Here is a 22,204-nt window from a genome sequence, read left to right as displayed (position 1 = left end):
CTCTCAGGGCCGATGCCCATCAAACGCTTGAACGAGGAACAACAAGATGCTCAGGAAGACACTGCTTGCCGGGGCCGTGGCCGCCGCCATGGTCGCCTCCGCCGCCCACGCCGAGACCCTGCGCTGGACCCGCTCCGCCGACGGCCTGACCCTGGACCCCCACTCCCAGAACGAGGGGCCGACCCACGCGCTGAACCACCAGATCTTCGACACCCTGGTCTATCAGGACATGGACGTGGAGTACCAGCCGGGGCTGGCCACCGAGTGGTACGTGCACGAGGATGACCCCCACGTCTGGGTGTTCAAGATCCGCGAGGGGGTGACCTTCCACGAGGGCCAGGCGCTGACCGCCGATGACGTGGTCTTCTCGCTGAACCGGGCCCGCCACGAGAATGCCGACATGCGTGGCCTGCTCACCTCCATCAAGGAGGTGCGCGCCGAGGACGACACCACCGTGCACGTGGAGACCCACGACCCCAACCCGCTGCTGCCCAACAACTTCACCAACCTGTTCATCATGAGCCGCGCCTGGGCCGAGGAGCACGGCGTCGAGGAGCCGCAGAACTATGCCGCCGGCGAGGAGACCTACGCGGTGCGCAACGCCAACGGCACCGGCCCCTTCCGGGTGGTGAGCCGCGAGCCCGACGTGCGTACCGTGCTCGAGCGCAACGACGACTACTGGGGCATCGACCACTACCCCATGGAGATCTCCGAGCTGATCTTCACCCCCATCGAGTCGGCGGCCACTCGCGTGGCGGCGCTGCTCTCCGGCGAGGTGGACCTGCTCCAGGAGACCCCGGTGCAGGATATCGAGCGCCTGGGCAACGCCCCGGGCCTCAAGAACGAGCAGGGCGCCGAGAACCGCACCATCTTCCTGGGCATGGACCTGGGGTCCGCCGAGCTGCGCACCGCCGACACCGACGATAACCCCTTCGCCGACCGCCGCGTGCGCGAGGCCATCGACCTCGCCGTGGATCAGAGCACCATCCAGGTGGCGGTGATGCGCGGCAACTCCGAGCCCGCCGGGATGATCGCGCCGCCCTTCGTCAACGGCTACTCCGAGGAGCTCGACGTGGTGCTGCCGGCCGACATCGGCCGTGCCCAGGAGCTGATGGCGGAGGCCGGCTACGGCGACGGCTTCCGCGTCACCCTGCAGTGCCCCAACGACCGCTACGTCAACGACGAACAGATCTGCCAGGCGGTTGTCAGCATGCTGGCGCGCATCGGCATCACCGTGGATCTGGTGGCCCAGACCCGCTCGCTGCACTTCGCCGAGCTGGCCCGGGAGGAGTACGACTTCTACATGCTCGGCTGGGGCGTGCCGACCATGGACTCCGAGTATGTCTTCAACTACCTCTACCACACCAAGGCCGGCGACCGCGGCAGCTGGAACTTCACCGGCTACTCCGACGAGCGGGTCGACGAGCTGACCGTGGCCATGGGCCAGGAGACCGACATCGAGGCGCGCAACGCCATGATCGAGGAGGCGTGGCAGATCGTGCACGACGAGATCGTCTACATCCCGATCCACCACCAGATGCTCACCTGGTCGATGCGCGACGATATCGACTTCAAGGTGCAGAGCGAGAATACCCCGCACTTCAAGTACCTGAAGTTCAACGACTGATTCGTTGGTAACGCCCAAGCCCCCCGGCCGCCACAAGCGGCCGGGGGGCACAACGTTGTGGTAATCCCATGCTCGCTTTCCTGATCCAGCGCGTGCTGCAGGCCATCTTCGTGATGTTCGTGGTCGCGCTCATCTCCTTCTCGCTGTTCCACTATGTGGGCGACCCGGTGCTCAACATGCTCGGCCAGGAGGCCACCGAGGCCGACCGCGCCGCGCTGCGCGCCCAGCTCGGGCTCGACCAGCCGGTGGTGGTGCAGTTCTGGCAGTTCATCGTCAATGCCGCCCAGTTCGAGTTCGGCATCTCCTACCGCTCGGCGCGCTCGGTCAGCGACCTGATCCTCGAGCGCCTGCCGGCGACCCTGGAGCTCGCCATCATCTCGGCGATCTTCGCCGTGGTCATGGGTATCGTGCTCGGCATCTACACCGCCATCCAGCGCGGCAACTGGCTGTCGAAGTTCATCATGACCGCCTCTCTGATCGGGGTGTCGCTGCCCACCTTCCTGATCGGCATCCTGCTGATCTACGTCTTCGCCGTGGAACTGGGCTGGCTGCCGGCCTTCGGCCGCGGCCAGGTGGTCGACCTGGGCTGGTGGAACACCGGCCTGCTCACCGGCAGCGGGCTACGCTCGCTGATCCTGCCGGCCATCACTCTCGGACTCTTCCAGCTGACGCTGATCATGCGCCTGGTGCGCGCCGAGATGCTCGAGGTGCTGCGCACCGACTACATCAAGTTCGCCCGGGCCCGGGGGCTGTCTAAGCGGGTGGTCAACCTGCGCCACGCGCTCAAGAACACCCTGATCCCGGTGATCACCATCATCGGCCTGCAGCTCGGCACCATCATCGCCTTCGCCATCATCACCGAGACGGTGTTCCAGTGGCCCGGCGTCGGGGCGCTGTTCATCACCGCGGTGCGCTTCGTCGACGTCCCGGTGATGGCGGCCTACCTGATGATGATTGCCCTGGTGTTCGTGGTCATCAATCTGGTGGTGGACCTGCTCTACTACGCGGTCGACCCGCGCCTGCGGGTGCAGGGAGGTGCCAAATGAGCCAGGACGTGCAACGAACCGACGGCTCGCCCGCTGTAGCGAAGCCGCCGGGGGCCCTGCGAACCTTCCTGGCCAGCGACATCGTCTACTCCTGGAAGCGCCAGCCGGTGGTGATACTCGCCACCCTGGTGACCCTGACGATGTTCGCCGGCGCCCTGTTCGCCCCCTGGATCGCGCCGCAGAACCCCTTCGATCCGCGCCAGCTGGAGCTGATCGACGCCTTCAGCCCGCCGCTGACCACCTCGGACTTCACCGGCAACTTCTACCTGCTGGGCAGCGACAGCCAGGGCCGAGACGTCTTCTCGGCGATCCTCTACGGCTCGCGCATCTCGCTGCTGGTGGGCTTCGCCGCGGTGCTCTTCGCCCTGGCGCTGGGCACCGCCCTGGGCCTGATGGCGGGGTTCCGCGGCGGCTGGCGGGATGCCCTGATCATGCGCATCGCCGATGTCCAGCTCACCTTCCCGTCGATCCTGATGGCGCTGCTGATCTTCGGCGTGATCCGCGGCTTCCTGCCGCGCTCCATGCACGCCGAGGTGGCGATCATCGTGCTGATCGTGGCCATCGGGCTCTCCGACTGGGTGCAGTACGCCCGGGCGGTGCGCGGGGCGACCATGGTGGAGAAGGGCAAGGAGTACGTGCAGGCGGCCCGGGTGATCGGCCTGCCGGACCACCGCATCCTCTTCCAGCACATCCTGCCCAACGTGATGCGCCCGGTGCTGGTGATCGGCACCATCGGGCTGGCGCTGGCGATCATCGCCGAGGCCACGCTGTCGTTCCTGGGGGTCGGCATGCCGGCCACCCAGCCGAGCCTGGGGACCCTGATCCGGGTCGGCCAGGACTACATGTTCTCGGGAGAGTGGTGGATCCTGCTCTTCCCCGGGGTGGCGCTGCTGCTGCTGGCGCTCTCCGTCAACCTGCTGGGAGACTGGTTGCGTGATGTCCTCAACCCCAAGCTCCGATAGACAAGGCCCTGCCGATGCCGCCATGGGCCACAAGCCCGACGGCGAGCGGGAGCCCGTGCTCAGCGTGCGCCGCCTGCGGGTGGAGTTCCCCACTCGCCACGCCACCCTGGTGGCCCTGGACGATGTCTCCTTCGATATCGCCCCGGGCGAGGTGCTCGGCGTGGTGGGAGAGTCCGGCGCCGGCAAGTCGATGACCGGCAACGCCGTCATCCGGCTGCTGGAGCCCCCGGGCCATATCGCCGGCGGCGAGATTCGCCTGATGGGGCGGCGCATCGACGATCTCGCCGAGGAGGACTTCGTGCCCCTGCGCGGCCGCCATATCGGCATGATCTTCCAGGACCCGCTGACCAGCCTCAACCCGCTCTTCTCCATCGGCGACCAGCTGGTGGAGACCCTCCGCGCCCACCTGCCCATGAACGAGAAGCAGGCCCGCGCCCGGGCGCTGGAGCTGCTCACCGAGGTTGGCATCCCCGCCCCGGAGACGCGGCTGGACAGCTACCCCCACCAGTTCTCCGGCGGCATGCGCCAGCGGGTGGTGATCGCCCTGGCGCTGGCCGCCGAGCCTGAGCTGATCATCGCCGACGAGCCCACCACGGCGCTGGACGTCTCTGTGCAGGCGCAGATCCTCGCCCTGCTCAAGCGGGTCTGCGCCGAGCGCGGTGCGGCGGTGATGCTGGTCACCCACGACATGGGGGTGATCGCCGAGACCGCCGACCGCGTGGCCGTGATGTACGCCGGGCGGCTGATCGAGATCGGCCCGGTGAAGGAGGTGATCGGCCATCCCCGGCACCCCTATACCGAGGGGCTGATGGCCTCCATCCCGGGCCTGGCCGAGCGCCGCGAGCGGCTCTACCAGATCGAGGGTGCCATGCCACGCCTGGCGGCGATCCCGCCGGGCTGCGCCTTCAACCCGCGCTGCCCCCACGCCGCCGAGCGCTGCCGTACCGAGCGCCCCGAGCTGCTGCCGGCCGGTGGCAGCCGGGCCGCCTGCTGGCTGCACGATCCCGACAACCCGCTGCCGCGCCGCGCATCGGCGGGTGACACGCAGGAGGTGGCCCGATGAGCCAGATTCAACCCGCCCAGTCCGGGCCGACTCGGACCGCCGAGAGCGGCGAGGTGCTGCTCGAGGCCAGCGACCTGGCGCGCCACTTCGATGTTTCCCGCCCCTGGCTCAACCGGGTGCTGGAGCGCGCCGAGAAGCTGACGCTCAAGGCTGTGGACGGGGTGAGCTTCACCATCCGTCGCGGCGAGACCGTCGCCCTGGTGGGGGAGTCGGGCTGCGGCAAGTCCACGGTGGCGCGGCTGATCGTCGGCCTCTACGGCCTGACCCGCGGCCGGCTGGTCTTCGACGGCCAGGAGATCAGCGACCTGGCCGGCCGCTCGGGTCGCCAGGCCGCGGCGATCCGCCAGCGCTTCCAGATGATCTTCCAGGACCCCTACGCCAGCCTCAACCCGCTGTGGCGGGTGGGCACCATCATCGGCGAGCCGCTGCGCTTCTTCCGCCCCGAGATGGGCGCTACCGACCGCCACCGCCGGGTGGGCGAGCTGCTCGAGCAGGTGGGCATGTCGGCGGCGGATGCGCTGCGCTACCCCCACGAGTTCTCCGGCGGCCAGCGCCAGCGCATCTCCATCGCCCGGGCGCTCGCCAACGAGCCGGAGTTCATGGTCTGCGACGAGCCCACCTCGGCGCTGGACGTCTCGGTACAGGCGCAGATCCTCAACCTGATGAAGGACCTGCAGCAGCAGTACGGGCTCACCTACCTGTTCATCAGCCACGACATGGCGGTGGTGAAGCACATGGCCGACCGCATCGCGGTGATGTACCTGGGGCGCATCGCCGAGATCGCCCCCGCCGACCAGCTGTTCGCCACGCCGCACCACCCCTACTCGCGGATGCTGCTGGCGGCGGTGCCGTCGCTGGAGGGCGAGGGCCGCGAGCGCACCACGATCGAGGGGGAGGTGCCAAACCCGGTGCACCCGCCCTCCGGCTGCGCCTTCCATCCGCGCTGCCCCCATGCGAACGCGCGCTGCAAGGCCGAGGTGCCGGCGCTGATCGCCAGGAGTGACGGCAGCGAGGTGGCCTGCCACGCGGTGGAGGAGGGGCGCATCGGGTGAGGGGGGCGACATGATGGCGCTGCTGGAGGCGCTCTCGCCGCTCTCCGGGGGTGTCAACGGCGTGCTGGTGCTGGTCTCGGTGCTGACCTCGGCGGTGACCGCCGCAGTGGGCGTGGGCGGCGGGCTGCTGATGATCATGGCCATGGCCCAGGTGATGCCGGCGGCGGCGCTGATCCCGGTGCATGGCTTAGGAGGACCATAACCATATTGTTCATGCTGTATATGCTTGTGGCTGGCGAGGTTCAGGTATATCTAGGCTTTGGGAGCTACAGGTACGTGTATGGTTCGGGATGACTGAAATCCGCGAGCCATGGAACAAAGGCAAACTGGTCGGTTAGAAAGTGCCAGTTCGACTTAAAGTCATTTGATCCATACGTGTTCGGAAAAATTGTCCGGGAAAACACACGATCTATCGCAATTTAATCTAGCGATAGATAGCAGGCTGCGGGCCTGTGATCTGGCTACTCTGCTTTTTCGTGATATGGCTCGTGGTGACTGAGTATCGCCAGGAGCCATTGTCATGTAGCAGAAGGCATAGCGACCAGTGCAGTTTAAGACCGCCGATCTTTCAGGGGCTTATGGAGCCTCCCCAATGCTCAAGGAGCATATCGATAAACAGCTGGGCTGTGCTGGAAATGCTGTGCGAATTACTTCTCACCAGACCGATGGTGCGCTGAATGTGTGGTTCAGGAAGCTCACGTGAACTCAGGATGTCATGGTCGGGGCCAGGCATTGTCATTTTGGGCAGGATCGCCACTCCAAGACCAGATTCAACAAGACCAAGCGAAGTGGAAAGGTGCTGGACTTCGTAGAAGCTATTCAGCCGAATTCCCTCTGCCGAGAGGGTGTTGTCCAGTAGCATCCGATTGCCACTGTCTCGACTCACGGTGATCAACCTGACCTGTTCGAGGTCTGACCATACGATTCGGTCTTTATCCGCCAGAGGATGGTCGGAACGTAGCGCCAGAACAAAGGGGTCTCGCAATAGTGGTGTGAAGGAGACTTCCGGGCTCTGTGCACTGAACATGTTGATGCCGAAGTCGGCCTCGCCGCTGATCACCTTTTCCAAACCTTCCTTGGCACTCACATCGAGGATCCTGATGCGGATCCCTGGCCATGCCTCGCTGAACCCGCGGATCACACTAGGGAGGAAATAGAACGCCGCAGTGGGAATGCAGGCAATGGTGACCGTGCCCTTCTGGTGCGTGGCCAACTCACGGATCCCCAGGATCGACGATTCGTACTCCTCGATCATGCGTCTCGCGCGGGGAAGGAAGTCCGTGCCGATGGGGGTCAGCCGTGTCCGTCGGGTGGTGCGTTCCAGCAGCTCGACCTCTAGGAGTTCCTCGAGCTTCTGAATGCGGCGAGAAAGCGCTGGCTGAGAGAGGTGCAGACGTTGCGCGGCCTCGTGGAAGGAGCCCAGCTCTGCGACCTGAATAAAGGCTTGCAGATCAAGAAATTCTAGCCGATGTTGCATATCCGCACTCTTGCATGGAGTAGTAACGATTAATGATTATAGCGCATTAATGCGATTTACGCATTTATGGAGGTCTTTATTTGCATTTGAAGCATTAGTTGGCCGCTGACATGCTCACATCACGACTTCCCAACGCGATGTGGCATGACGATGATGAACAGCATTCCCTGCATGATCATGCGCGGCGGCACCTCCCGAGGCCCCGTCCTGCGCATGAGAGACCTTCCCGACAGCCAGGAAGCGCAAGCCGAGATCCTGCTTAATCTCATGGGGTCGGGCCACGCTCTCCAGATAGATGGCATCGGGGGAGGGGATCCGCTGACTAGCAAGGTAGCCATCGTGGAGCACTCCTCCCATCCCGAGGCGGATGTCGACTACCTGTTCGCGCAGGTCGATGTGCTCAACCGGCGCGTCGACTTCAATCCGAATTGCGGCAACATGCTTTCCGCCGTGGGGCCTTATGCACTTGAAACGGGGCTGGTGGAGCCTCAAGAAGGGACCACCGTCGTGCGTGTTCGCAACCTCAACACCCAGCGCTTGATCGAATGTCATGTGCCGACGCCGGGCCGCCAGGTCTCATATGAGGGCAGTACGTCCATCAGCGGCGTGCCCGGAAGTGCCGCCGGCATCCAGCTCAGCTTCCTGGATATCATGGGGTCCAAGACCGGCTCATTGCTGCCGACCGGAAAGGCGTGCGACTCGATCGAAGGTGTCGACGTCACCTGTCTCGACGCGGCAACGCCGATCATCATGCTCGACGCCGCAGACCTCGGCCTGAGAGGCGATGAATCCCCCGCCGAGCTGGATGCCAATAGCGTGCTGCTCGAGCGGCTCGAAAGCATTCGCCTCAAGGCAGGTCTATGCATGGGGCTTGGCGATGTCCGCAACAGTGTACTGCCCAAGCCGGTGCTGGTCTCTACGGCGTGTGACCGTGCAAGCACCCTGAGTACGCGGTATTTCGTCCCCCATCGCTGCCACAAGGCAATCGCTGTCACCGGTGCCATTGCCGTCGCCTCGGCGGTCAGCGTTCCCGGCACCATCGCCCACCGCATCGCAGTAGAAAGCGGGCGGATGTCCGCAGGAGAGTGTCTGGCACATGTGCGACTGGAGCATCCCTCCGGTTTCATCGACCTCGACGTCGAGCACCGCCAAGGCAATGCCAGCGATATCGCGCGCGTGTCACTGATTCGTACCGCCAGGAAGATCATGAGTGGCACGATCTTCTACACCGCTTCCACACCACCCGGTGAGACAATGCCTGCCTTGCAGGCCAGCTGATCATCGCGACCATCGGGTGCTTAGCCACCCGCTAATGACAACAGCCCAGGAGCATGCCATGACCATTCACAAGACAACAACAGCTCGCACTTCGCTCGGTCGCCTGAAAAAGGCCGCCGCCCTCGGCCTGGCGATCGCCGGGTTCGGACTGGCGGCCACCGCATCCGTACAGGCACAGGACGTGGAGGTGCCCGGAACCATCAAGTGGACCATTCCCTTCGGCGTCGGCGGCGGCACCGATGTCTGGGCCCGCTTCTTCGCACCCTGGTTCAGCGAGCATATTCCAAGCCAGCCTGGCTTCATGATCGACAATGTGCCGGGCGGTGGCTCCATCAACGGCGCCAACATCTTTGCCATGCGCGCCAAGAGCGACGGTAGCGACTGGCTGGGCACCTCCGCTTCGACCCAGTATCCCGCCATGCTCGGGGACAGGCGGGTACGCTACGACTACGCTGACTGGACACCGATCCTGGCCACCCCGACCGGCGGTGTCGTCTATGCCCAACCCAGCCTGGGTGAGGACCCTGAGAGCGCCCTCTCCGGCCTGCTGGAGCAGTCGGTCAAGCTGGCGATCCAGAGCCACACCGGCCTCGAGCTGCCGGTACTGATCGCCCTTGACATGCTGGGTGTCGAGGTTCAGGCCGTCTCCGGCATGCGTGGCCGTGGCGAGGGTCGCCTGGCCTTCGAGCGCGGCGAAGCGGAAATCGACTTCCAGACCACCTCCGCCTACCTGAGTAGCGTGGCTCCTCTGGTGGAGTCGGGCCGCGCCGTCCCGCTCTTCTCGCTCGGCGTGCTGAATGACGAAGGGCAGATCGTACGCGACCCGGCGTTCCCCGACCTTCCCACCTTCAGCGAAGTCTATGAGAACCTCAACGGCGAGGCCCCGAGCGGTACCGCCAACGAGGCCTTCCGGAAGTTCTTCGCCTCGGGCTTCACGCTCCAGAAGCTGATCATGGTGCCCAAGGACACCCCCGAGGCGCTCGTCGAGACCTACCGGGAAGCGGCCCTCGAGTTCGTCGACACCGAGGAGTTCAAGCAGGAGGCCGACGCCCAGCTGGGTCCCTACACCCCGATCGTTGGCGATATCGTCCAGCAACATCTCGAGGACGCCATGTCGCTGGATGACGATCTTCGCGAGTGGCTCGCGGACTGGCTCGAAACGAAGCACGGCGCCCGCATCTGACGCGTGAGAACGGGCATCGGCCCCTTGGCAACAAGGGCCGATGCCTTCGGGCTCAACTCACCGCACAACACGAGAGCCACCTCCCATGTTCGATATCCTCCTCTCCAGTCTGGGGCAGTTGTTCACCCTGCAGCATCTGCTCTACATGGTCCTTGGCGTGCTGGTCGGCCTGGTGGTCGGGATCATTCCCGGCCTCGGCGGCATCGCGGGAATGGCGCTGCTGCTGCCCTTCCTCTACGGCATGGAGCCGAGCGTCGCCCTCGGCATGCTGATGGGCCTGGTCGCCGTGATTCCCACCGGCGATACCTTCGCTTCCGTGCTGCTGGGCATTCCCGGCTCCAGCGCCTCCCAGGCCACCGTCATCGACGGCTTCTCCCTGGCCAAGCGCGGCCAGGCGGCACGGGCCCTTTCCAGTGCCTTCCTCGCCTCGATGATCGGCGGCCTGATCGGTGCCGCCGTGCTGACCGGGTTCATCCTGATCGCCCGGCCGGTGGTACTGTCGTTCTCTTCCTCCGAGCTCTTCATGCTGACCCTGCTCGGGCTGTCGATGGTGGCGGTACTCTCCGGACGCGACCTGCTCAAGGGACTCGCCGCCTGCGGCCTGGGCCTGTTGGTCGGCACCATCGGCATGGCGCCCGCCACCGGGGAGTTCCGTCTCAACTTCGACATCGACTATCTCTTCGATGGCCTGCCGCTGGTGGTGATCGGCCTGGGGATCTTCGCACTCCCCGAGATCATCGATCTGCTGGTCAAGCGCGGCGCCATCGCTGGAGAGCCCACCCGGCTTGGAAAGGGATGGAAGCAGGGCATCCAGGATGTCGGCAAGAATCGTGGACTCGTGGCACGCTGCGCGGGCATCGGTAGCCTGCTGGGCACGATTCCAGGCCTCGCCGGTTCGGTGGTGGACTGGATGACCTATGGCCATGCCGTGCAGAGCGCCAAGGACAAGTCCCAGTTTGGCCAGGGTGACATCCGCGGGGTCATCGCTCCGGAAGCCGCCAACAATGCCTGTGCCTCGGGTGCCATGGTGCCCACCCTGCTGTTCGGCGTGCCCGGCTCGGGCACCGCCGCCGTCTTCCTCGGAGGCCTGCTGCTGCTCGGCCTGCAGCCCGGCGTCAGCATGATCGAGACCAATCTCGACCTGACCTACACCATCATCTGGTCGCTGGCCCTGGCCAACATCCTCGGTGCGGCGTTCTGCCTGGGCCTGGCCCGCCCGGTCGCTAGCCTGACCCGAGTGCCCTTCGTCATCCTGGCGCCCCTAATCACGGTGCTGATCATGTTCGCCGCCTTCCAGGCCACTCGCTCCCCGGGGGACCTCTTGGCCCTCGGTGCGATCGGGGTCCTCGGCGTCCTGTTCAAGCAGGCCGGCTGGTCACGTCCCGCTTTCCTGATCGGCTTCGTGTTGGCCCCTGGTGCTGAAACCTACTTCTATCAGGCCGTGCAGTTCCAGGGCAGCGATGCCTTCCTGCGCCCGGGTGTGCTGATCATCGGCGCCATGATCCTCGCCGCCCTGTTCTTGCCCATGTTTCGGCAGCTGTGGCGCAAGCTGCGGTCGACCGATACCGAGCAAGCGCCTGCGGCTGGTGCCGGAGCAGCCCCTGCGGCCGGCAGCAGGCCCATCAGCATTGGTGGCATCGACCTGGTGATCTTTGCCGCTCTGCTGGGCATGGCCATCTTTGGTTGGTTCCACCTTGCCGATCTCAGCTTGCTCGGTGGCCTCATGCCCCGCCTGGCCCTGGCGATCATGGGCATCGCCTGTCTGCTGGAGATCCTGCGCAGCCTGGTCCGTAAGCCAACCTGGCAACGCCAGCCTCTGCTTCAGCAAGTCGTCTGGTTAGTAGGCTTCTTCGCCCTGGTTGGCGCGATCCTGATGCTCGGCCTCATCACCACCGCGACGCTGTTCTGCCTGACCTTTCTGATGTTCATCGCACGTCTCAAGCCCTGGGTCGCGGTAGGCATGGCGCTGGGGGTCACGGTCTTCCTCGTCGGGATGGCCGAGCTCCTGACCTTGACCTACCCAAGCGGACTGATCGATGCCTGGGTGTTTGGCTGAGCCACTCCTGTCATGCACGACCATCGGTCCGGTGGCCATTAGGGTCGCCGGCCCATGCAACGAAAGGAGAACCCTATGAGCAACGCACCCTTATCGGATACCCTGCAGACCCTGGAAGCCGGCGGTCGCACCTACCATTACTTCAGTCTGCCCAAGGCCGCCGAGGCGCTGGGCAGCATCGAGCGGCTGCCCAAGACGCTCAAGATCCTGCTCGAGAACCAGCTGCGCTTCGCCGATGACGACAGCGTCTCCCGGGAGGACATGCAGGCGCTGGTGGACTGGCAGCGGGAGGCGCGCTCCGACCGCGAGATCGGCTACCGCCCGGCCCGGGTGCTGATGCAGGACTTCACCGGGGTGCCCGGTGTCGTCGACCTGGCCTCCATGCGGGCGGCGGTGGAGCGCCTCGGCGAGGACCCCGCCCGCATCAACCCGCTCTCGCCGGTGGACCTGGTCATCGACCACTCGGTGATGGTCGACAAGTTCGGCAATGCCTCGGCCTTCAAGGACAACGTCGCCATCGAGATGGAGCGCAACCGAGAGCGCTACGAGTTCCTGCGCTGGGGCCAGAAGGCCTTTGACAACTTCCGCGTGGTGCCGCCGGGCACCGGCATCTGCCACCAGGTCAACCTGGAGTACCTGGGCAAGACGGTCTGGACGAAGGAGGAGGACGGCAGGACCGTCGCTTACCCCGACACCCTGGTGGGCACCGACTCCCACACCACCATGATCAACGGCCTGGGCGTGCTCGGCTGGGGCGTGGGCGGCATCGAGGCAGAGGCCGCCATGCTCGGCCAGCCGGTCTCGATGCTGATCCCCGAGGTGATCGGCTTCAAGCTCACCGGCAAGCTGCGCGAGGGCATCACCGCCACCGACCTGGTGCTGACGGTGACCGAGATGCTGCGCAAGAAGGGCGTGGTGGGCAAGTTCGTCGAGTTCTACGGCGACGGCCTCGAGGACCTGCCGCTGGCCGACCGGGCCACCATCGCCAACATGGCCCCGGAGTATGGCGCCACCTGCGGCTTCTTCCCGGTGGACGAGGAGACCCTCAACTACCTGCGCCTGACCGGCCGCGACGACGCCCAGGTCGCCCTGGTGGAGGCCTACAGCAAGGCCCAGGGCCTGTGGCGCGAGGCCGGCGCCGAGCCGGTGTTCAGCGATACCCTGCACCTCGACATGGGCGAGGTCGAGGCCAGCCTGGCGGGCCCCAAGCGGCCCCAGGACCGCGTCGCCCTGGGCGACATGCGGGCCGCCTTCGAGAAGGTCATGGAAGAGGACGGCAAGCCGCTCTCCTCCACCGAGCGCACCGTGGAGAAGGGCAAGCTGATGTCCGAGGGCGGCCAGACCGCGGTGGGCGTCGAACGCAGCTATGACCTTCCTGACTACGAGCACGCCGACAGCCAGGCCGTGGACCTGGACGGCAAGCAGTTCCAGCTCGACCCGGGGGCGGTCGTGATCGCCGCCATCACCTCCTGCACCAACACCTCCAACCCCAGCGTGATGATGGCGGCCGGCCTGGTGGCCCGCAAGGCCCTGGAGAGGGGGCTCTCGACCCAGCCCTGGGTGAAGACCTCCCTGGCACCGGGCTCCAAGGTGGTGACCGACTACCTCAACGCCGGCGGCTTCAGCGAGGACCTCGACGCCCTAGGGTTCCAGCTGGTCGGCTACGGCTGCACCACCTGCATCGGCAACTCCGGCCCGCTGCCCGGCCCCATCGAGAAGGCGATCGAGGCTGCCGACCTCACCGTGGCCTCGGTGCTCTCCGGCAACCGCAACTTCGAGGGCCGCGTCCACCCGCTGGTCAAGACCAACTGGCTGGCCTCGCCGCCGCTGGTGGTGGCCTACGCCCTGGCCGGCAACGTGCGCTGCGATCTGACGAAGGACCCCATCGGCACCGGCAAGGACGGCGAGCCGGTCTACCTCAAGGACATCTGGCCCAGCCAGGCGGAGATCGCCGAGGCGGTGGCCAAGGTCGATACCCAGATGTTCTCGAAGGAGTACGCCGAGGTATTCGATGGCGACGACGTCTGGAAGGCCATCGACGTGCCGCAGAGCAAGGTCTACGAATGGTCCGAGGCCTCCACCTACATCCAGCACCCGCCCTTCTTCGAGGGCATGGGGCGGACGCCCGACGCCATCGAGGACGTGAAGGAGGCCCGGATCCTGGCGATGCTCGGCGACTCGGTGACCACCGACCATATCTCGCCGGCCGGCAGCATCAAGCCCGACAGCCCCGCCGGGCGCTACCTGCAGGAGCGCGGCGTCAAGCCGGTGGACTTCAACTCCTACGGGTCACGGCGCGGCAACCACGAGATCATGATGCGTGGCACCTTCGCCAACGTGCGTATCCGTAACGAGATGCTCGACGGCGTGGTGGGCGGCGAGACCCGCCACGTGCCTTCCGGCGAGCAGATGGCGATCTACGACGCCGCCATGCGCTACCAGGAAGAGGGCACGCCGCTGGTGGTTGTCGCCGGCAAGGAGTACGGCACCGGCTCCAGCCGCGACTGGGCCGCCAAGGGCACCCGCCTGCTCGGCGTGCGCGCGGTGATCGCCGAGTCCTACGAGCGCATCCACCGCTCCAACCTGATCGGCATGGGCGTGGTGCCGCTGCAGTTCCCCGAGGGGGAGAGCCGCCAGACCCTGGGCCTGACCGGCGACGAGCAGATCTCCATCGAGGGGCTCGGCGAGCTCTCCCCGGGCGGCCAGGTGAGAGTCACCGTCAGGAGCGACAAGGGCGAGAAGCACATCGACGCCCTCTGCCGCATCGACACCGCCAACGAGCTGGAGTACTACCGCCATGGCGGCATCCTCCACTATGTGCTGCGCAAGATGATCGGAGTTGTTTAATAGGGGGAGCTCCACAGTGTTGATGTGAAACTTAGGGAGTTTTCAGTTTGTTGTAAGCTAGGAGCGATGTTTTTTCTATGCCCATATGGCTCCTGGCTTTTCAAAAGTAGTGATGGTGTGCTGAGTTAGATTTTTTCAAGAATCTAAGGGACCAAGGCTCCTGATGCGGTGCCCTTGGGAGAGAAAGGTTTGCTTAAATTCTAACTATTAGTATTTTGGAGGTGCTTGAGGAAGAAAATATTTTAGTAAATGAATAGAAGTGGCTGCGAACTTTGTGGATTACATAAGAATTGAGGGACTAGGTATGACTGATGCTTTTAAAAAAACAGTTGCCATTGTTGGTGCAAGTGTTGTGGGGGTGGGTGTGGTTAATGCAGATCCCACTAAAGATTTTGAGGTTAGCCCTTATGGGCAAATTAACTTAGGGTATATGCATGGTGATACTGGGCTCGGCTCAGAAGGCTACATTGTAGATAATGCTAATAGTGCAAGCAGGGTAGGTGCTAGGTTAAGGGGTAGTTTAGATAGTCAGGATATTGTGATTGGTGCGCATGTTGAACTTGGCTATGTGCAAAATCCCTCAAGTGCAGTGAGTCCTGAGAATAAAAATATTAGTGGAGAGTTTAAGGACCGTCACCTCAATGTGTTTTTGGAAGGCGCGGCAGGCCGTTTCTCACTTGGTCAGGGTGATGGCGCGGCAAATGGGAATATTGAAGCAGATTTGTCCGGAACTAACGTTGTTTCTTTTGCCAATCTTCCTCTGGTTGGTGGGGGGTTGCCATTTGTTAATAAAGAAACTACAGAAGAGATTGCTCTTAGAAGTTCTGTCAGTGATCAAGACTTTGAGAGTAGGTACTCTAGGTTGAGATATGATGCTCCTTCATTAGGCCCCGTTGACTTGTCTATTAGCCAGGGTGTTAAGAGTAATTCTGATGTCACTGAGCTCGGTGGGCGTGTCTCATTACCTTTGGCGGGGCGGGTTGTTGCCAGGCTAGGCTTTTCAACCAAGGATGTGGGTGAAGCATCTGGAGATGTGGAAACTATTGGCGGGTCAATCTCGTGGCTTCACACGAGCGGTTTCAATCTGACGGGGGCTTATTCGAATCGGACTGATGGCAACGCCGTGTCACCAGATTCAGAGTTTTATTGGGCGAAAGTGGGCTATAGGTTTAATGGAGAGCATGCATTTGATGTCCACTATGCGGAAACAAAAGATTTAAGGCTAAAAGGGGATCAGGCCGAGACTGTCGGTGTTGGGTATGTTTATGAGCCAGCTCAATGGCTTGATATTTATGCGGGTTATAGGCGTCATTCTTTATCTGGCGTTGGTGCCGAATATAGCAATGTTAATGTTGCTATGTTGGGGTCGCGTATTAAGTTCTAGAGGCTTGGTGTCTGTTTTGACCGTTTGTTGCGGCCTTATACAGGCCGCTTTTTTGTGGTGCGCCAGGCATGGCGCGCAGCGCCGATCAGACGCTATCCGGTCCGCCGTGGTGGTTGGCTGGGTGACTTGGGGGTGAAAGCCCCCTGCGGACCCTGATGGCGGGAACCGTTAGCTGAACAGCAAGGGTGTCCGTCGAGAGGCAGAATCTGAAGGAAGCTGCAGGCAAACTCCTAGCCAACGAGCAGGAACCGAACATGAGGCAGTCACATCTGGGTGTCAATATCACCGAAGGTTGTCCTGATTTCATCAATTCAGATTGTCCGGTTTTCATCAGTCTGAACTCAATGGTACCGGGAAGGCACGGACACCACCGAGTGCGAACGAATCAAGGCGCTGGAACGTGAGAATTGCGAGTTAAAGAAGACCAATGAAACCCTGCGCAAGTCTTCCGCATATTTTTGCTCAGGCAAAGCTCGACCTGCGTGTCAAGTGGTGCTCGGCTTCATCGACAATCACCGGGAGCCGTACCGATTCAACCTGTCGCATCCTAACGGTCGCCCAGTAGACGTAGTACGAACACTTGGCTCGAGAGGTCCAGCCCGATCAAGTGTACCCTCGTCCAACATGACCTCTGGCTGAGAGAGAAGTGCTGTATTATGAGAAGCAGGGCAAATTTAAGCGCTGATGTCGGCCTTAGCACGATTTCCTCGTTGCCGAGGCCTTGTTATGGAGTGATGTGAAATTGAAGGTGCTGTTGACGGCATGGTTGGGGGCACTAGGCCGATTCCTGCCCACCCTAATCCTAGGGCTTTTCGGGGGTGGCGTGGCTTACTGGGCTCAGCTGCCGCTCCCATGGTTGCTTGGTGCCATGATCACCACGACGGCCGCGTCCCTGGCGGGCGTTCCGCTGAAATCCCCCCGCACAGGGCGCAAGGGGGTGCTGGTCGTCATCGGCGTCATGCTGGGTTCAGCATTTACACCGGATATGACCGGTGAGGCGGTGCTGTGGGGTACCAGCCTTGCCATCATGCTGATCGCCACGGCAGTGATGATGGCTTTCTCGGTATGGTTCTCCTGCCGTGTGGCGGGGCATTCTTGGGAGACCGCGCTGTACTCGGGTGTGCCAGGTGGAGTTTCCACGGTGACGGTGATGGCGCTCTCTTCAGGGGCTGACCTTCGGATCATCGGCATCACTCATGCTGTTCGCATCCTGGTCCTTCTGATAGCCATTCCACCCGTGCTGCAGTTCATCGGGCATATCGATATCGGCGGAGCCAGACCGACCTTGTCGCAATGGCTGTGGATGCCGGCACCCGCCGACATCGCGTGGCTGGTGCTAGCGGGGTTAGGCGGCTTGTGGTTGGGTAAACGCCTACACCTGCCCAGTCCGTTGCTATTCGGTCCGGCACTCGCCTCGGCGGCACTACACCTCACTGGCCTTACGCATGCGGCGGTGCCTCCTCTGATAATCGCTCTCGCGCAGGTGGTTATCGGTATCTCGGTAGGCGGCCGCTTTGCCGGTACCCGGCTGGCCGAGGTGGGACATGCGTTACTGATGGCCATTGTGCAGGCTTTAGTGTTGCTGCTACTCGCCATAGCTGCTGCCTGGGTGGGGCATTTACTGACCGGATACTCCGCTGCGGCAGCGCTACTCGCCTACATGCCCGGTGGTGCACCTGAACTTAGTTTGGTGGCACTTAGCCTGGGTATCGATCCTGCCTTTGTCACCACCCACCACCTGCTGCGCATCACACTGCTCGTGTTGCTGCTGCCTTTGCTGCTCAAGCGGGTGGTGTCGAGCACCTAGTAAGGTCGCTACCTTCTCCGCCTGCATGAGTGCCCAGCACCTGACCAAGGCCTTCGTGTTCGGGGTGGCGGGCTTCGTGTTCCGCGACTGGCTGGCGCTGATGCTGGCCATGGTCGCCGCGGGGTTCCTCGGCACCTGGCTGGGCCTGCGCCTGCTGCACCGGCTCTCGGAGCAGCGCTTCGACACCCTGTTCAAGTGGGCGCTGACCCTGCTGGCGCTGCGCCTGGCCTGGCTGGGGGTGGCGCGCCTGCTGGGCCCGGCGGGCTAGCAAGGAGCGCCCTCACCGGGACGGTTGGCCGGTAGGTCGGCGGCCGGTGAAATGTGAAAGTGCACAAAAGCACGCCTTTTCCTGTTTTAGCGACCTGTACAGCGAGGGATTCCCGTTCATAATGCCTAGTGAGGCAGTGCCGCCCGCGCGGCACGCAGGGGAACGCAGAGGGAACGCAGATGGTGACCGCAACCATAACCACAATCCGGCGCCATGGCATCGGCGCGCTCGCGCTGCTGGCTTGCCTGGCCATCTCCATGGCGGCCGGCACGGCCCAGGCCAATCCGCGCTACGCCGCCATCGTGGTCGATGTCGAGAGCGGCGAGGTGCTGCACGCCGCCAATGCCGACGAGACCCGCTATCCGGCGTCACTGACCAAGATGATGACGCTCTATATGCTCTTCGAGGAACTGGAGAGGGGGAACCTTCAGCTCGATTCGCGGCTGCCGGTCTCCGCCTATGCGGCCTCCAGGCAGGCGTCCAAGCTCTATGTGAAGGCCGGCTCCACCCTTCCCGTGGAGACCGCCATCCAGGCGCTGGTGATCCGTTCCGCCAACGATGTGGCAGTGGTGGTGGCCGAGGCGCTGGGGGGCAGCGAGACGAACTTCGCCCGCATGATGACCGACAAGGCCCGGCAGCTGGGCATGCCCCGGACCACCTTCCGCAATCCCAACGGCCTGCCCGATGCCGGCCAGACCACCACGGCGCGGGACATGGCGACCCTGTCGATCCGCCTGATGCAGGACTTCCCCCAGTATTACCCCTACTTTTCCCAGACCCGCTTCTCCTGGAACGGCCAGACCATCTCCGGCCACAACCGCCTGCTGGACAACTACCCGGGCGCCGACGGCATGAAGACCGGCTTCATCCGCGCCTCGGGCTTCAACGTGGCCACCTCGGCGGTGCGCGACGGCCGTCGCCTGGTCTCGGTGGTGATGGGCGGCTTCACCGCGGCCTCGCGGGATACCCACATGGCCGACCTGCTCGATCGGGGCTTCGTGCGGGCCTCCCTCTACGGGCGCGGCGACTGGGTGGCCCAGGCGGACTTCTCCGGCGACCGCATGAGCCTGCCGGGTGGCACGCCGTCCACCACGCCGGCGCCGCCCGCCAGTCAGCCTGGCGTGCAGCTGGCCAGCCTCCAGGCGCCGGAGCCGCTGCCCTCGGCGCAGCCCGACCTGCCGGAGACCGCCCAGGGCTCGGCCGCCGACCCGATCCGCGACCTGATCGCCCGCAGCGAGCCGGCGGCCGCCGCCCCCGACCGGGCGGTGCACCGCCTAGAGCCGGCGGGGCCGACCGGTGGCTGGGGCGTTCAGGTGGGGGCCTTCAGCGACCCCGACAACGCCCGCAGTCTGGCGAGCCGGGCCGCCGACCGCCTCACCAGCGAGCTTGCTGGGGCCCGGATCGCCGTGGACGAGGCCGGTGGCCCCCAGAAGGTCTTCCGCGCCCGGCTGGTCAACCTCGACGAGAACCAGGCCTACCGCGCCTGCCGCAGCCTGACTCGCGAGGGCATGGACTGCATGGTGGTCAACTTCTAGCCTTGCCGTTCGTCTGCGAACGTTCTAGCCTGAGCCTCATTCCCACCCCGCCGCCCCATCGGGCCGGCGGGGTGGTGCTTTTGGGTCTCGCGTCGAAGCGAAGGGGAGGCATGGCATGTCGGGGTCGTTCAGGGGAATCGGATTCATGTGCCTGGGGGTGCTCTGCCTGGCCATCGGCGACGCCATCGCCAAGTGGCTGGGGGAGGTGCACTCGCCGCTGCAGATCATCTTCTTCCGCACCCTGGTCTCGCTGCCGCTGATCGCCGCCCTGGCCCACTTCGGCGGGGGGCTGCGCAAGCTGCGCACCCGGCGTCCCGGGGTGCACCTGCTGCGCGGGCTGATCTACACCGGCACCATGTTCTGCTTCGTGCTGGGCCTGACCCTGCTGCCCCTGGCCGAGGCCACCGCCATTGCCTTCGTGGCGCCGCTGTTCGTCACCCTGCTCTCGGTGCCGCTGCTGGGCGAACGGATCGAGGGGCCGGTGCTGGCCGCCTCGCTGGTGGGCTTCGCCGGGGTGCTGATCGTGGTGCGCCCGGGCGGCGAGGCCTTCGACCCCGGCGCCCTGGCGCTGGTCGGGGCGGCGCTCTTCTATGCGCTGATGATGATCACCGCGCGCCGCTGGGGGGCCACCGAGCACCTCTGGGCCATGGTCTTCTACATGACCCTGGTGCCCTTCCTGCTGACTGCCCTGGCGCTGCCCTGGGTGTGGCAGACGCCCCACCCCTGGCACTGGCTGGCCTTCCTGGGCTCGGGGCTGTTCGGGGTGGGGGCCACCGCCTTCATCACCCTGGCCTTCCGCCACGCCCCGGCGGCCATCGCCGCGCCCTTCGACTACACCGCCATGCTCTGGGCGGTGCTGCTGGGCTGGTGGTTCTGGGGCGAGATGCCGGATCTCTGGGTCTTCGTGGGCAGTGCGCTGATCATCGGCAGCGGCCTGGCCATCGCCTACCGCGAGGGGCGCACCACCCTAAAGCGTCGCCCCACCTCCTGACGGGGCCCCCGCGGCTCAGCGTCCGGCGAAGAAGGCCCGGGCCGCGGCCTCCGGGTCGGGCCGGCCGCAGATCGCCGAGATCACTGCCAGCCCCTGGGCCCCGGCCTCCCGGGTAGCCGCGACATGCTCCGCCTTGAGCCCGCCGATGGCCACGCCGGGCAGGGGGCTGGCGGCCACCAGGCGGGCCAGCCCCGTGAAGCCCAGCGGCTGGGCGTGGTCGTGCTTGCTGGGGGTGGCGAACACCGGCCCCAGCCCCAGGTAGTCGAGACGTTCGGTATCGAGGCGCGCCATCTGCTCCAGGGTCTGCACCGAGAGGCCCAGCAGCGCCCGCTCGCCCAGCGCCGCGCGGGCGGCCGCGACCTCGCCGTCGTCCTGGCCGATATGCAGGCCATCGGCGCCGCTCTCCACGGCCACCGCCAGGCGGTCGTTGATGATCAACGGCACGCCGCTGCCGGCCAGGGCGGCCTTCAGCCGCCGCGCCTGGTCGATCATCTCCCCGTCGGCGGCGTGCTTGTCACGCAGCTGCACCACCGTCACTCCGCCGCGCACCGCGGCCACCACGGTGTCGACCAGGCCGCGGCCGGCGCACAGGCCCGGATCGGTGACGAGATAGAGGGAGAGGTCAAGTCGCATCGGTCATCTCCAGGTGCAGGCGGGGCCCCAGGGTCTCGCCCTCCAGGGCATGCAGGGCGTCGAGGAAGGCCACGGCGAAGCTGCCGGGCCCCCGTGCCGTCTCGCCGGCGATCTCGCCGGCCGCGGCGTAGCAGGCCAGGGCGGCGACGGTGGCCGCGAAGGTGTCCTCGGCGCCGGCCACGAAGGCGGCCACCACGCCGGTGAGCGAGCAGCCCAGGGTGGTGACCCTCGGCATCAGCGCATGGCCGCCGTGCACGCGGGCCAGGCGGCGGCCGTCGGTGACGAGGTCCACCTCGCCGGTCACCGCCACCACGCCGCCGGTGCGGCGGGCCAGGCGGACGGCGGCCTGCTCGGCGGCCTCGGCCGGGTCGCTGCTGTCGACGCCGCGCCCGCCGGCGCCGCCGGCCTCCAGGGCGATGATCTCCGAGGCGTTGCCGCGGATCACCGTGGGCAGGCGCTCCAGCAGGCGCACGCCGGTCTCGCGGCGGTAGGCGGTGGCCCCCACCGCCACCGGGTCCAGCACCCAGGGCTTGCCCACCAGGCGAGCCGCCTCGGCGGCCTCGATCATGGCCTCCACCCAGTGGGGCGAGAGGGTGCCGATATTGACCGTCAGGGCGTCGGCGACGGCGGTGAACTCCGCGGCCTCCTCCCGGGCATGGACCATGGCCGGCGAGGCGCCGATGGCCAGCAGCACGTTGGCCATGGTGTTCATGGCCACCAGGTTGGTGATGTTGTGGATCAGCGGGCTGCGTTCGCGCACCCGCGCCAGGTGGGCGGCGGGGTCGATCGAGGGAAACGTCGTGTGGGACATGCGGCCTCCCGGGCGCGGGAGGTGCAGGCAGGCGCCAGGGCCGGGACCGCACGACTCCCTACGCCGGCATTATCCGGGTCAGGTTCCAAGGGTGCCTCTCAGCCGCGGCGGCTCTGCCCCGCGGCGCCCCTGTCGTCAGGTCCACACTATCCCCGGCCGCCGCGTCGCTGTAAAGGCCCGGGGC

18 protein-coding genes and 1 riboswitch are annotated in these 22,204 nt (G+C 65.1%); of the genes, 15 read left to right on the top strand and 3 right to left on the bottom strand.

Annotated elements, in window-relative coordinates; translation table 11 throughout:
• The first annotated feature begins 46 nt into the window (after positions 1–46).
• The 6 genes from NFC98_RS17000 (at position 47) to NFC98_RS16975 (ending at position 5,952) form a co-directional block, all read left to right on the top strand.
• Positions 47–1,627, top strand: a complete 1,581-nt coding sequence (locus NFC98_RS17000) for an ABC transporter substrate-binding protein (protein ID WP_254276075.1) — start codon at positions 47–49, stop codon at positions 1,625–1,627.
• A gap of 68 nt (positions 1,628–1,695) precedes the next feature.
• Entirely contained in the window at positions 1,696–2,673 is a 978-nt protein-coding gene (locus NFC98_RS16995; protein ID WP_254276074.1) for an ABC transporter permease, read from the top strand.
• Positions 2,670–3,635, top strand: coding sequence for an ABC transporter permease (locus tag NFC98_RS16990; protein WP_254276073.1), 966 nt, complete (start codon positions 2,670–2,672; stop codon positions 3,633–3,635). The genes NFC98_RS16995 and NFC98_RS16990 overlap by 4 nt, the downstream gene beginning before the upstream one ends.
• 22 nt (positions 3,636–3,657) lie before the next feature.
• Entirely contained in the window at positions 3,658–4,698 is a 1,041-nt protein-coding gene (locus NFC98_RS16985) for an ABC transporter ATP-binding protein (RefSeq protein ID WP_254276072.1), read from the top strand.
• Positions 4,695–5,750, top strand: a complete 1,056-nt coding sequence (locus NFC98_RS16980; RefSeq protein ID WP_254276071.1) for an ABC transporter ATP-binding protein — start codon at positions 4,695–4,697, stop codon at positions 5,748–5,750. Before NFC98_RS16985 ends, NFC98_RS16980 begins: the two co-directional genes overlap by 4 nt.
• A 10-nt stretch (positions 5,751–5,760) precedes the next feature.
• Entirely contained in the window at positions 5,761–5,952 is a 192-nt protein-coding gene (locus NFC98_RS16975; protein WP_254276070.1) for a hypothetical protein, read from the top strand.
• A 366-nt stretch (positions 5,953–6,318) separates the two neighbouring features.
• On the opposite strand, the gene NFC98_RS16970 is transcribed toward NFC98_RS16975, so the two are convergent.
• A complete protein-coding gene (locus NFC98_RS16970; protein ID WP_254276069.1) occupies positions 6,319–7,227 on the bottom strand; it encodes a LysR family transcriptional regulator in 909 nt (302 codons plus the stop codon).
• Between the two features lie 144 nt (positions 7,228–7,371).
• Here NFC98_RS16970 and NFC98_RS16965 point away from each other — a divergent pair, with 144 nt between their 5' ends.
• The 9 genes from NFC98_RS16965 to NFC98_RS16925 all read left to right on the top strand — a co-directional run bounded on the left by NFC98_RS16965 (position 7,372) and on the right by NFC98_RS16925 (position 20,576).
• The gene (locus tag NFC98_RS16965; protein WP_254276068.1) at positions 7,372–8,505 is read left to right on the top strand and encodes a 4-oxalomesaconate tautomerase; all 1,134 of its coding nucleotides are present in this window, start codon (positions 7,372–7,374) and stop codon (positions 8,503–8,505) included.
• Positions 8,506–8,563: 58 nt separating this feature from the next.
• The gene (locus tag NFC98_RS16960; protein ID WP_254276067.1) at positions 8,564–9,688 is read left to right on the top strand and encodes a tripartite tricarboxylate transporter substrate binding protein; all 1,125 of its coding nucleotides are present in this window, start codon (positions 8,564–8,566) and stop codon (positions 9,686–9,688) included.
• Positions 9,689–9,773: 85 nt separating this feature from the next.
• Positions 9,774–11,744, top strand: coding sequence for a tripartite tricarboxylate transporter permease (locus NFC98_RS16955; protein WP_254276066.1), 1,971 nt, complete (start codon positions 9,774–9,776; stop codon positions 11,742–11,744).
• 75 nt (positions 11,745–11,819) lie between these two features.
• Positions 11,820–14,591: an aconitate hydratase AcnA gene (gene acnA / locus NFC98_RS16950; RefSeq protein WP_254276065.1), complete on the top strand. Its 2,772-nt coding sequence runs from the start codon at positions 11,820–11,822 to the stop codon at positions 14,589–14,591.
• Positions 14,592–14,895: 304 nt separating this feature from the next.
• Complete coding sequence (locus tag NFC98_RS16945) at positions 14,896–15,975, top strand: porin (protein WP_254276064.1); 1,080 nt, start codon at positions 14,896–14,898, stop codon at positions 15,973–15,975.
• 736 nt (positions 15,976–16,711) lie between these two features.
• Positions 16,712–17,782 (top strand): AbrB family transcriptional regulator, encoded by a 1,071-nt coding sequence (locus tag NFC98_RS16940; RefSeq protein ID WP_367948955.1) that lies wholly within the window; start codon positions 16,712–16,714, stop codon positions 17,780–17,782.
• Positions 17,783–17,807: 25 nt separating this feature from the next.
• Positions 17,808–18,050 carry a hypothetical protein gene (locus tag NFC98_RS16935; protein WP_254276063.1) on the top strand — a complete coding sequence of 81 codons (243 nt, stop codon included), beginning with the start codon at positions 17,808–17,810 and terminating at the stop codon, positions 18,048–18,050.
• 179 nt (positions 18,051–18,229) lie between these two features.
• A complete protein-coding gene (locus NFC98_RS16930; RefSeq protein ID WP_254276062.1) occupies positions 18,230–19,585 on the top strand; it encodes a D-alanyl-D-alanine carboxypeptidase in 1,356 nt (451 codons plus the stop codon).
• 115 nt (positions 19,586–19,700) lie between these two features.
• On the top strand, positions 19,701–20,576 hold the full coding sequence (locus NFC98_RS16925) for a DMT family transporter (RefSeq protein WP_254276061.1): 876 nt from the start codon (positions 19,701–19,703) through the stop codon (positions 20,574–20,576).
• 15 nt (positions 20,577–20,591) lie between these two features.
• Here NFC98_RS16925 and thiE read toward each other — a convergent pair whose 3' ends face one another.
• Positions 20,592–21,209, bottom strand: coding sequence for a thiamine phosphate synthase (thiE, locus tag NFC98_RS16920; RefSeq protein WP_254276060.1), 618 nt, complete (start codon positions 21,207–21,209; stop codon positions 20,592–20,594).
• Positions 21,199–22,020, bottom strand: coding sequence for a hydroxyethylthiazole kinase (thiM, locus tag NFC98_RS16915; RefSeq protein WP_254276059.1), 822 nt, complete (start codon positions 22,018–22,020; stop codon positions 21,199–21,201). The genes thiE and thiM overlap by 11 nt, the downstream gene beginning before the upstream one ends.
• A 38-nt stretch (positions 22,021–22,058) precedes the next feature.
• Positions 22,059–22,161, bottom strand: a riboswitch (TPP riboswitch).
• Positions 22,162–22,204 lie beyond the last annotated feature (43 nt).

This window comes from Halomonas sp. 3H (assembly GCF_024206005.1).
Classification (GTDB): Bacteria; Pseudomonadota; Gammaproteobacteria; order Pseudomonadales; family Halomonadaceae; genus Halomonas; species Halomonas campaniensis.
This window is presented reverse-complemented; position numbering and strand designations above follow the sequence as displayed.

Coding starts and splice junctions, on each gene's coding strand:
- NFC98_RS17000 (WP_254276075.1), top strand. CDS start 47: ATGCTCAGGAAGACACTGCTTGCCGGGGCCGTGGCCGCCGCCATGGTC.
- NFC98_RS16995 (WP_254276074.1), top strand. CDS start 1,696: ATGCTCGCTTTCCTGATCCAGCGCGTGCTGCAGGCCATCTTCGTGATG.
- NFC98_RS16990 (WP_254276073.1), top strand. CDS start 2,670: ATGAGCCAGGACGTGCAACGAACCGACGGCTCGCCCGCTGTAGCGAAG.
- NFC98_RS16985 (WP_254276072.1), top strand. CDS start 3,658: ATGGGCCACAAGCCCGACGGCGAGCGGGAGCCCGTGCTCAGCGTGCGC.
- NFC98_RS16980 (WP_254276071.1), top strand. CDS start 4,695: ATGAGCCAGATTCAACCCGCCCAGTCCGGGCCGACTCGGACCGCCGAG.
- NFC98_RS16975 (WP_254276070.1), top strand. CDS start 5,761: ATGATGGCGCTGCTGGAGGCGCTCTCGCCGCTCTCCGGGGGTGTCAAC.
- NFC98_RS16970 (WP_254276069.1), bottom strand. CDS start 7,227: ATGCAACATCGGCTAGAATTTCTTGATCTGCAAGCCTTTATTCAGGTC.
- NFC98_RS16965 (WP_254276068.1), top strand. CDS start 7,372: ATGACGATGATGAACAGCATTCCCTGCATGATCATGCGCGGCGGCACC.
- NFC98_RS16960 (WP_254276067.1), top strand. CDS start 8,564: ATGACCATTCACAAGACAACAACAGCTCGCACTTCGCTCGGTCGCCTG.
- NFC98_RS16955 (WP_254276066.1), top strand. CDS start 9,774: ATGTTCGATATCCTCCTCTCCAGTCTGGGGCAGTTGTTCACCCTGCAG.
- acnA (WP_254276065.1), top strand. CDS start 11,820: ATGAGCAACGCACCCTTATCGGATACCCTGCAGACCCTGGAAGCCGGC.
- NFC98_RS16945 (WP_254276064.1), top strand. CDS start 14,896: ATGACTGATGCTTTTAAAAAAACAGTTGCCATTGTTGGTGCAAGTGTT.
- NFC98_RS16935 (WP_254276063.1), top strand. CDS start 17,808: ATGAGTGCCCAGCACCTGACCAAGGCCTTCGTGTTCGGGGTGGCGGGC.
- NFC98_RS16930 (WP_254276062.1), top strand. CDS start 18,230: ATGGTGACCGCAACCATAACCACAATCCGGCGCCATGGCATCGGCGCG.
- NFC98_RS16925 (WP_254276061.1), top strand. CDS start 19,701: ATGTCGGGGTCGTTCAGGGGAATCGGATTCATGTGCCTGGGGGTGCTC.
- thiE (WP_254276060.1), bottom strand. CDS start 21,209: ATGCGACTTGACCTCTCCCTCTATCTCGTCACCGATCCGGGCCTGTGC.
- thiM (WP_254276059.1), bottom strand. CDS start 22,020: ATGTCCCACACGACGTTTCCCTCGATCGACCCCGCCGCCCACCTGGCG.